Source organism: Sorangium sp. So ce185, from assembly GCF_051526825.1.
Taxonomy (GTDB): Bacteria; Myxococcota_A; Polyangia; order Polyangiales; family Polyangiaceae; genus Sorangium; species Sorangium cellulosum_D.
Genome location: NZ_CP150316.1, coordinates 10,490,804 through 10,500,688 on the forward strand (window position 1 = coordinate 10,490,804; position 9,885 = coordinate 10,500,688).

At 73.0% G+C, this 9,885-nt stretch carries 8 protein-coding genes; 5 read left to right on the plus strand and 3 right to left on the minus strand.

The genetic code is table 11. The features are described from left to right. Positions 1 to 330: 330 nt before the first annotated feature. The gene (locus WMF26_RS38530) at positions 331 to 2,034 is read left to right on the plus strand and encodes a hypothetical protein (protein WP_437996783.1); all 1,704 of its coding nucleotides are present in this window, start codon (positions 331 to 333) and stop codon (positions 2,032 to 2,034) included. 57 nt (positions 2,035 to 2,091) lie between these two features. Here the strand turns inward: WMF26_RS38530 and WMF26_RS38535 are convergent, their stop codons facing one another. Next, a complete protein-coding gene (locus WMF26_RS38535; protein ID WP_437996784.1) occupies positions 2,092 to 3,978 on the minus strand; it encodes a glycosyltransferase family 39 protein in 1,887 nt (628 codons plus the stop codon). Positions 3,979 to 4,249: 271 nt separating this feature from the next. Here WMF26_RS38535 and WMF26_RS38540 point away from each other — a divergent pair, with 271 nt between their 5' ends. Both WMF26_RS38540 and glyA read left to right on the plus strand, forming a co-directional pair. Then, positions 4,250 to 5,596 (plus strand): dihydrolipoamide acetyltransferase family protein, encoded by a 1,347-nt coding sequence (locus WMF26_RS38540; protein ID WP_437996785.1) that lies wholly within the window; start codon positions 4,250 to 4,252, stop codon positions 5,594 to 5,596. Then, complete coding sequence (gene glyA / locus WMF26_RS38545; RefSeq protein WP_437996786.1) at positions 5,593 to 6,864, plus strand: serine hydroxymethyltransferase; 1,272 nt, start codon at positions 5,593 to 5,595, stop codon at positions 6,862 to 6,864. Before WMF26_RS38540 ends, glyA begins: the two co-directional genes overlap by 4 nt. 147 nt (positions 6,865 to 7,011) lie before the next feature. Here the strand turns inward: glyA and WMF26_RS38550 are convergent, their stop codons facing one another. After that, positions 7,012 to 7,845, minus strand: coding sequence for a hypothetical protein (locus tag WMF26_RS38550; RefSeq protein ID WP_437996787.1), 834 nt, complete (start codon positions 7,843 to 7,845; stop codon positions 7,012 to 7,014). Between the two features lie 270 nt (positions 7,846 to 8,115). Here WMF26_RS38550 and WMF26_RS38555 point away from each other — a divergent pair, with 270 nt between their 5' ends. Both WMF26_RS38555 and WMF26_RS38560 read left to right on the plus strand, forming a co-directional pair. After that, entirely contained in the window at positions 8,116 to 8,394 is a 279-nt protein-coding gene (locus WMF26_RS38555; RefSeq protein WP_061626740.1) for a hypothetical protein, read from the plus strand. A gap of 211 nt (positions 8,395 to 8,605) precedes the next feature. Next, positions 8,606 to 9,208, plus strand: coding sequence for a hypothetical protein (locus WMF26_RS38560; RefSeq protein WP_437568221.1), 603 nt, complete (start codon positions 8,606 to 8,608; stop codon positions 9,206 to 9,208). A 206-nt stretch (positions 9,209 to 9,414) separates the two neighbouring features. Here the strand turns inward: WMF26_RS38560 and WMF26_RS38565 are convergent, their stop codons facing one another. Then, the gene (locus WMF26_RS38565; RefSeq protein ID WP_020739698.1) at positions 9,415 to 9,753 is read right to left on the minus strand and encodes an HU family DNA-binding protein; all 339 of its coding nucleotides are present in this window, start codon (positions 9,751 to 9,753) and stop codon (positions 9,415 to 9,417) included. Positions 9,754 to 9,885 lie beyond the last annotated feature (132 nt).

A 9,885-nucleotide genomic window follows, 5' to 3' on the forward strand; every position in this document is an offset into this window, starting at 1 on the left:
CATCAACGAGCATGCCAGCAGGCGGATCCCGCCACCCCGGCGAGGGAGCGCGCGGGAGCGGGCGCTGCCGCGGGCCAGCAGGCCGCCGCCGGCCAGCGCGGGTTCGGCCCGGCGCCGTGCGGCGCGGCGCGCTTTCAACAGGCGTCCCATGCGTCTAGGATGCCCGTCCGCTCGTCCTTGCCGCGGGGCAGCGCAGACGGCGTCGACGGCCTGCGCGCCCAGCCCAACCTGAAACCAGGTGTGTCCATGACTTCGAGATCGAATCGATACGGATCCGCGCTCGCGCTGAGCATTTCGCTGCTGGCCACCTCGGGCTGCGAGGTGGCCACGATGCCCGATCGCAGCCAGATCGGCGACGGTGGGAGCGGCGGACAAGGGGGCGCAGGAGGGCTGGGGGGAGCCGGCGGCTCTGGCGGCAATGACGGCGGCGGGGGCGGCATCGGCGGCTCCGGCGGCAATGACGGCGGCGGCGGTGGCGACGGTGGCTCCGGCGGTGGCGACGGTGGCTCCGGCGGTGGCGACGGTGGCTCCGGCGGTGGCGACGGTGGCTCCGGCGGTGGCGACGGTGGCTCCGGCGGTGGCGACGGCGGCTCCGGCGGTGGCGACGGCGGCTCCGGCGGTGGCGACGGCGGCTCCGGCGGTGGCGACGGCGGCTCCGGGAATGGCAACGGTGGATCCGGCGGAGTCGGTGGCATCGGAGGTGACGGCGGCGAGGGTGGAATCGGCGGCGGAGACGGCGGGTCCGGCGGCAGCGGCGGCGGCGGCACCTGCACCGGCGACGCGGACTGCGCCGAGCCCGCGAGCGAGTGCGCCATCGCGAGGTGCGTCGACGGCGGGTGCGTCACCGAGCCCGTCGCCGCGGGGACGCCGGCGGAGATGCAGATGGCCGGCGACTGCAGCGAGCGCGTCTGTGACGAAGGCGGCGCGGTCGTGGAGGTCGACGACGACGACGACGTGCCCAACGACCGCAGCGAGTGCACGATCGACGCCTGCCGCGACGGCTCCCCGGTCAACGAGCCGAAGGCGGTCGGCACCGAGTGCGCCCTCGGCGACGGCGGGAAGTGCAACGCCGCCGGGGCCTGCGTGGAGTGCCTGGTCCACACGGACTGCCCGTCCCAGGTCTGCCTCGATTTCGTGTGCCAGGCGGCCTCGTGCGCGGACGGCCGCCTCAACGGCGACGAGGGCGGCGTCGACTGCGGCGGCTCCTCGTGCCCGCCGTGCGGGGCGCCGGCCCAGGTGACCTCGGTCGATTACCCGATCATCGCCGTCGGGGGCGCGCTCGTGCTCACCGGCACGGGGTTCACCGGTGCGACGGAGGTGACCGTGAGCTACCTGCCGCAACCGTTCACGGTCGACTCCGACACGCGGATCACCATCCCCGCGCTCTCGGATGCGACGCCGATCGGCCCGGGGGAAATCGTGGTGAGCCGCCCGGGCGCGCGGCAGACCACGTTCCGGGTGACGGTGCTCCGGCTCCAGATCAACGAGCTCGACGCCGACACGCCGACCACGCCGGTGAACGACAATCGCGAGTTCGTCGAGATCAGCACGGGCTGGCGGCTCACGAGCCTCGCCGGCTACACGCTCGTGTTCTTCAACGGGTCCGGCGACACCTCCTACCGGGCGATCGTGCTCAACGCCACGACCGACCGATTCGGCCTCCTGCTCGTCGGCAACAGCGGCGTCATGCCGGCGCCCGCCCTCGTCTTCCCGGACGAGACCCTGCAGAACGGCGCGGACGCGGTCGCCTTGTACCAGGGGCTGCCCGCGGACTTCCCCTCGGGCACGCCGGTCACGGACGCGCGCCTCATCGACGCCGTCGTCTACGGCACGAACGATCTCGATGATGATGCGCTCTTGAACGCGCTGATCTCCAGCGACGTGGAGTCCCCCCGGCGCGTCCAGGTCGACGAAGGCGCGACGGCCGAGCTGTCGGCGACGCAGTCGATCCAGCGCTGCGCCGACGGCGCCCGCGACGGCAGCCGCTTCGTGACGGCCGCGCCCACCCCGGGCCGCGACAACGCCTGCCCCTGATCCCGGCGCGCGCGCAGCCCTCCGGGCCGCGCCGCCGCCCCCGCGCCGACCCGCCCCTCAGCGCTCCAGGTAGATCTCGAAATCCTCGATGAGCACGGCGAGCTCGTAGCGATCGTCGATGAGCCCCGCGAGCGCCGGGAACCCGTCCAGCGTGTCGCGCGAGTCGAGCGCGTCGCCGGTCACCGACGGGAAGACGTCGTGGCGCTCGACCACGATCGCCGCCGGCGGGCTCGCGGCGAGGTCGCGCATGAGCGCGTCGCGCGCCTCCTGCCGGGCCCACGCCGCGCGCTGCGGGACGTTGTAGAGGTAACGCGTCGCCGGCGGGCGATCGGCGAGGTCGTAGATCACCGGCTCGAAGCCCCACACGAGCACCGGCCGCCCCGGCGCGACGCGCTCGCGCAGCCACGCGGCGACCGCGCGGTTCGCCGCGGCGTTCACGTCGGCCACCGAGGCGAGGCGGTCGAGACGGCCCTGGTCCCGCGCGCCCGCGGCGAGCAGCGCGAGCCGCTCGGCGCAGCGATCGAGGTAGGCGTCGGCCACGTCCTTGGTCGCGGAGCGGGCGAAAGCGGCAGCGACGAGCGCCGCGACGAGCGCGGCGGCCGCCCGCGCGCCGCGCCGGACGCAGCGCTGCCACGCCTTCCAGAGGCCGAGCGCGGCGAGCATCGCGGTGAGCGGCCAGGTCGCGCCGTAATGGTACGGGAAGAACTTCGCCTGCATCACCACGCCGGCGAGGTGCATGGCGATCACGCCCGCGAACAGCGCCACGCCCGCGCGCTCGTGGCGCTCGGGGTGCAGCGCGAGCAAGCAGACCAGGCCGAGCGCGATCGGGCCGGAGTACCGGACGAGCCACTCGCTGACGCCGTGCCACGCCATCTCGAGCACGCCCACGCCGCGCCACCCGAGCGCGGTGTAATGCGGCGTGAAGACGAAGAGGACCTCCCACAGATCGCCGAGCGCCCCCTTCGCGGCGAACCACGCGACGCAGGCGAGCACGGGGAGCACGCCGCCCAGCGCGATGAGCAGGGCGGGCCGGAGCGCGGCCCACACGAGCGCGGGCGCGGAAGAGCGCGCGGGCGCGCCCGGAAGCGAGGGTGCGGGGGCGTCCGGCGGCGCGCCTGGAAGAGAGCCTGCGGGCGCGTCCGGCGGCGCGCCCGGAAGAGAGCGCGCCGGCTCGACCTCGATCGCGGGCCGGACGGCCGCGGCGCTCGCGGCGCCGCGCCGCGCGAGCGCCGCGCCGCGCCGCGCGAGCTCGGCGAGGGCGGGCGCGGCCAGCGCGACGGCGAGCACGACGCCGCCGCCGGCGAGGGGCGGCTTGAGGAGGCCGGCGGCGCCGAAGAGCGCGCCCGAAGCGACCAGCGCGGCCGCGCGCGGGGTGGGGCGCGGCCCGCCGGCGGCGCGGCCCTGCCCCACGCCGCGCGCGGCCACGAGCAGGGCGGCGACGGTGAGCATGCCGCCGAACGACTCGGGCTGCGCCGTGTGCCAGAAATCGAGCTGGGCGTGCACGAGCACGGCGAGCGCGGCGGCGACGATCCCGATCCGGCGATCGCCGAAGGCGCGGCCGGCGAGCGACGTCATCGCGAGGCACATGCCGGCGAGGCCGGCGACCTCGAGGGCGCGGATGCCCCACTGCGCCGGGCCGAAGAGCGCGCGCGCGAGCGCGTAGATCAAGAAGATGCCGGGCGGCTTGAAATCGAACGCGTCGCGGTACGGCATGCCGCCGTCGAGCACCGCCCGCGCGACCATGGCGTAGATGCCCTGATCGCGGCCGTAGCCGTAGGTCAAGATCTGCAGCAGCAGGAACGCGATCGCGCCGAGCGAGACCGCGCAGATCGCCCGCGCCCCCGCGACGCGCGCCGGCCCGGCGTCGGGGCGCTCGCGCGCGATCTCGGTCGAGGCGGCCCGGGGACGAGGGACCGCGGTCACATCCGGCGCGGCGTCACGCACCGGGCCCTTTTACCGGCTCGGGCGCGCCAGCGTCTACGTGCGTCGACGTGCGATTCCACGTACGATTCCAGCCCTCCTGCGCCGGGCGTGTCGGCGGGGGCGGCTCGCCAGGCACCGGGAGGGTGAAGCAGGGTGAAGCAGGGTGAATAAAGATACGCAGCGGACGAACACTGTGTCGTTGCTCTCGAAGGGCGGGCGGCGTATACGACCGTGCCGCCTTGCCCCGAGAAACGGGCGCTCACGGCGGCGCGCGTTGGAGGAGCGAGAAGCGATGGTCGATGTTCGCATGCCGCAGCTCGGCGAGAGCGTGCTCGAGGGGACCGTCTCGAGGTGGCTCGTGCGCGAGGGCGATTTCGTCAAGCGCGAGCAGCCGCTGCTCGAGGTTGCGACCGACAAGGCAGACACGGAGATCCCGGCGCCGACCGCCGGTCGCGTCACGCGGATCGCGGCGGCCGAGGGATCCGTGGTCGCCAAGGAGGGTCTGCTCTGCCAGATCGACGAGGCGGCGGAGGCGCAGGGCGCAGCGGAGCAGCGCCCGCAGGCCGCGGCCGCGGCCAGCTCCCCGGCGCCCGCGCCCGCGCCCGCGCCCGCGCCGGGCAGCAACGGGCATGACGAGAGCGCCCGCCCGCTGTCGAGCCCGTCGACGAAGAAGCTGGCGCTCGAGGCGGGCGTCGATCTGCGCGGCGTGCAGGGGACCGGCGAGCACGGTCGGATCACCCGCGACGACGTGATGCGCGCGGCGCACGGCGCGGCGGCCGAGCCGGCGCCGGCGCCGCAGGCGAGCGCGGCGCCCTCGCCGGGGATCGCCGCGAGCCAGGCGGCCGAGCTGTCGCAGCTCATCCAGTCGAGCGGCGGGTTCGTGCCGCCGGTGCCCGGCGTCGGGTACGGCGCGTACAAGGTGCCGCCCTACACGCCCAAGCCGGGCGACAAGGTGGTGCCCTTCAGCCGCCGCCGCCGCATCACGGCCGACCACATGGTCTATTCCAAGGTGACCTCGCCGCACGTGGTGACGGTCGCCGAGGTCGACCTGCACGAGACGTCGAAGCTGCGCGACGCGCACAAGGACGAGTTCAAGAAGGCGGGGGTGTCGCTGACGTTCCTGTCCTTCATCTGCGCCGCGGCCGTCCGCGCGCTGCGCGAGCACCCGGAGTTCAACGCGCGCGTGCTCGAGAACTCGTACGTGGTGCTGCGCGACGTCAACCTCGGCGTGGCGGTGGACACGCCCGGCGGCCTCATCGTCCCGAGCATCAAGCACGCGGACGAGCTGTCGCTGCGCGGCATCGCGCGGAGCATCGACGAGCTGGCCGGGCGGGCGAAGTCGGGCAAGATCACCGCCGACGACCTGGCGAACACGACCTTCACGGTCTCCAACCCCGGCCTCAAGGGCAACCTGTTCGGCGGCGCGATCATCTCACAGCCGAACGTCGGCATCCTGAGGATGGGGGAGATCAAGAAGCGCGTCGTGGTGGTCACGAAGGACAAGGAGGACTCGATCGCGATCCATCCGGTCATGTTCCTCGCGCTGTCCTACGACCACCGCATCATCGACGGGGTGCTGGCGAACTCGTTCCTCTGGCGGGTCACCGACATCCTTTCACGCGGGGAGTTCGAGGTATGAGCGTGAAGAACGACGTGCAGGGCCTGCGGCCGCTGAGCGAGGTCGATCCGGAGATCGCCGAGCTGATCCGCCTGGAGGAGCGCCGCGAGGCGGACACGCTCCGGCTGATCGCCAGCGAGAACTACGTGTCTCGGGCGGTGCTCGAGGCGACCGGCTCGGTGCTGACGAACAAGTACTCCGAGGGCTACCCGCACAAGCGGTATTACGAGGGCCAGCAGCAGATCGACGTGGTCGAGGAGCTCGCGCGCACGCGGGTGGCCAAGCTGTTCGGGGCCGACCACGTGAACGTGCAGCCCTACTCCGGGAGCCCGGCCAACCTCGCCGTCTACCTCGCGTTCGCGCAGGCGAACGACACGATCATGGGCCTCGGCCTGCCCGCGGGCGGGCACCTGACCCACGGCTGGACGGTGAGCATCACGGGGAAGTACTTCAAGAGCGTCCCGTACGGGGTGCGCGAGAGCGATCACCGCATCGACCTGGACCAGGTGCGCGACCTGGCGCGCGCCCACCGGCCGAAGCTCATCTGGTGCGGGACGACGGCGTACCCGCGCACGATCGACTTCGCCGCGTTCCGGTCGATCGCCGACGAGGTCGGGGCGATCCTGGCGGCGGACATCGCGCACATCGCGGGGCTCGTGGCCGGCGGGGCGCACCCGTCGCCGGTGGGCATCGCCGACGTGGTGACGTCGACGACGCACAAGACGTTCCGGGGCCCGCGCGGCGCGATGATCCTCTGCAAGAAGGAGCACGCGAGCGCGATCGACAAGGCGGTGTTCCCGGGCCTCCAGGGCGGGCCGCACAACCACACGACCGCGGCGATCGCGGTCGCGGCGAAGGAGGCCTCGGAGGACGGGTTCCGAGATTACGCGAAGCAGATCGTGCAGAACGCGCAGGCGCTCGGGCGCGCGCTGGAGTCGCGCGGCTTCCGGCTCATCACGGGCGGGACCGACAACCACCTCCTGCTCATCGACATGACCTCGAAGGGGATCGGCGGGAAGCCGTACGCGCAGGCGCTCGATCGCGCGGGCATCGTGGCCAACTACAACTCGATCCCGTTCGACCCGCGCAAGCCGTTCGATCCGTCGGGGCTCCGCATCGGCACGCCGGCGGTGACGTCGCGCGGCATGGGCGTCGCCGAGATGGAGCGCCTGGCGGCGTGGATGGATGACGTGGCGCAGAACGTCAACGACGAGGCGCGCATCGCGCGCATCGCCGCCGAGGTCGCGGAGCTCTGCCGCGGCTTCCCGGCGCCCGGGATCCGCGTCTAACACCAAGCGCCGACCGACGGAGCGAGCCCCCGAGGACGCCCGGAGAGAGATCTCCCGGCGTCCTCGGCGCTTTCGCGTGTCGCTTCACGGCGAGCCCCCGAGGACGCCCGGAGAGAGATCTCCCGGCGTCCTCGGCGCTTTCGCGCGTCACTTCACGTAGAGCTGCGCGGCGGCCACGCCCGAGCCGGCGGTGGCCTTGACGATGTACTTGGCGTTGATGCCCACGGGCAGCGACCAGCGGTAGCAATTGCCCCGGCCGCCGAGCGCGGCGTTGGCGCCGGTCAGGTTGTCCTGCGCCAGCACCGACGAGCCCATCGGGATGGGGGTCAGCGCGACGAGGCTGATGTCGAGCTCGGTGATCCCCGCGCCGACGCCGAGGATCGTGTAGCACTTGCCGGGCATCAGCTGGATCTGCTGCTCGAGGGTCTGCCCGGCGCTGAACTGGCCCGCGATCGGCCCTCCCTCCTTCGTCATCCCCGGCGCCTCGGTCGCGGCGAGGTTGTTCAGCGGGATGGTCGCGGCAGAGGCGAAGTTCGGGTCGACCGGCGACGCGCTGCCGGAGCTGCTCCCGCTGCCGCTCGGCGCGGGCTGCTGGCCGCCGGTCTGCTGGCCACCGGTCTGGCCAGGGAACGGGAACGGCCACGGGAAGCCGCCGGGCTGCGCCGAGGTCGTCGGGGCGGGCTGCGTCGGCGCCGGCTGCGTCGGGGCGGGCTGCGTCGGGGCCGGCTGCTGGTACCCGGGCTGCGGCTGCTGATACCCGGGCTGCTGGTAGCCGGGCTGCTGATACCCGGGTTGCTGATACCCCGGCTGCTGATAGCCGGGCTGCTGGTACCCAGGCTGCTGGTAGCCGGGCTGCTGGTAGTAGCCGGGCGGGGGCTGGTTCGCGTAGCTCGGCGGTGGGGAGGCCTCTCGCTGTTGACAACCAGCAGCGAGGGCGGCGGTGAGGACCATGGCTGGCAGGACGCCCAACGTACGGAGCAAAAGAACCTCCTCGAATTCCGGCAGAACGCCGCGTTCAATCTCACTGACGGGCTCGCGACGCAACCGATCGCTCGCGGGAGCTCCGCGGAGCGGGCCCGGGGCCCGATCCACCGGGCTTCAGGGCCGTTCGCCGGATGTGGCTTTGGACGGGTCACGCCCCGGCTTTCATCGCGCCCGTCCGGCGGATTCATGCTGTTTCTGCCATGATTTCCAGCGTCACCGCCGCCGGGCTCGGCTGGCCGAGGAGCAAAAAGTGAGGTAGCCTACGTCATGACCGACCAAGGCTCCCGCGCGAAGCTCGATCGTCCCGGAGAGTTTTCGCGGTGGTTCCTGGAACGAGAGATGCTGGCGAGCGCCGGCATGGGGATCGCGGCCGACAGGGCGCGGCTGCACCTCGGGCGCGCGGTCACCTTCCTGGAGCAGGGGATGCTGCGCGAGTCGCTGGTGGAGGCGAACTCGGCCGCGTACCTCGACCACGCGATCCGGCCCGAGGCGCTCCTCGTCGCGCGCATGTGCATCCTGCGCGAGCTCGTGGGCGGGTCCGGCTGAGCGGCGCGAGCGGCGCGCGAGCGGGGCCGCCGCCGCGGGCGCGCCTGCGCTGGCCCGCCCGGGCGAAGGCGCCTCGCTCGTAGCCCCCGGCCTCCTTCGGGTGTATGAGCGCCCGCGAGCGCAGCTGTCCGAACGAGGAGCCGCGGCGTGCGGCAGGGCGTGCGCGAGGAGGCCGCAGATGACGGTGACGGGTAGGTCGTTGGGTTCAGCAGTGCTCTTGGCTCTCGCGGCGGCAGCGCTGGGCTGCGGCGGCGGCAGCAAGGAGTCGGAGTTCGCGGACGAGCCCCCGGACGCGGGGGCGCTGCCGCCCCCGCAGCCGACGGTGTCCGCCCCGCCCCCGGACGCCGGCCTGCCCCCGGTCGCGGTGCCCACGGCAGCGCCCTGCGATGGAGTCCAGTCGCTGGCGATGACCACCATGTTCCAGGGCCGCGCCTCCGGCGAGGCGCCGAAGATGCAGCCGGAGGGGGCACCGGTGTGCAACGTGGTCCCCGAGGGGCAGACGGCCTCGGGGCAGACCTTCATGCTCCAACCGGGCTATTGCTACACGTTCCTGGCGCAGGCGCTCCCCACCGTCACCGAGGTCGATCTGCAGCTGGAGCTCGACCTCAACGCCGGAGGTCAGCCGGCGCTCGCCGCGCTCAACCTGAAACCGGTGCTCGCGGTCGACTCGGACACCGGCCCGACTGCCGCCATCGGCGCCAAGCAGAGCTGCTACCAATGGCCGTTCCCCCTGCCGGCGACGGTGAAGCTGGTCGTCAAAGCGCGCACCGGCTCGGGTCCGGTGGCGGCGCAGGCCTACAGCCGCAAGAAATGACGCACGCCGCGGCGTGACGGCGCGGGCGGCGCTCGCCGCCTCGCGCCGCCGGCCCCGGGAGCCGGCGTCCGGCCGGCGCGCGGCCGACGGCGCGCGGGAGGCCTCGCCCCCACGCCACGGGCGCCGAAAGGGCTGGCGCGGGGCCATGGAGCAAGAACGGCCACGTCGCCGTGGCCGCCCTGCGCTCCGCTGGGAGATCCTGTTGCCTAGAGGAGCGCGTCCTTGATGGCCTTGATCGGCCGAGCGCGGACCGACTTGCTCGCCGGCTTCGCGGCGAAGGTCATCGGCTGCTTGGTAAACGGGTTGATCCCCTGGCGCGCCTTCGTCGCAGGGCGCTTGACCACCCGGAACTTCGCAAAGCCGGGGAGCGTGAACACGCCCGACTTCTTCAGCTCGCGATGACCGATCGTGATGAGGGACTCGAGAACGTTCTTCACCTGCTTGCGGCTCAGCTCATCACCGGCAGCTTCGGTGATGGCCTGGATCAGGCCGCTCTTGCTCAACGTCTTCTTCGCGCCGCCCCCGGCCGTCTTCTTAGTTGCCATGGCACTCTCCTCGGACATGAGCTCGCGCGCGACACCTCGCCGCGCACAGCCTTAGTGAACCTTACACACGACTCAGGACAAAAAAAGACAAAAATGCGGGGAGAAATCGCGATTTCTGAGAGCGGGCATCGC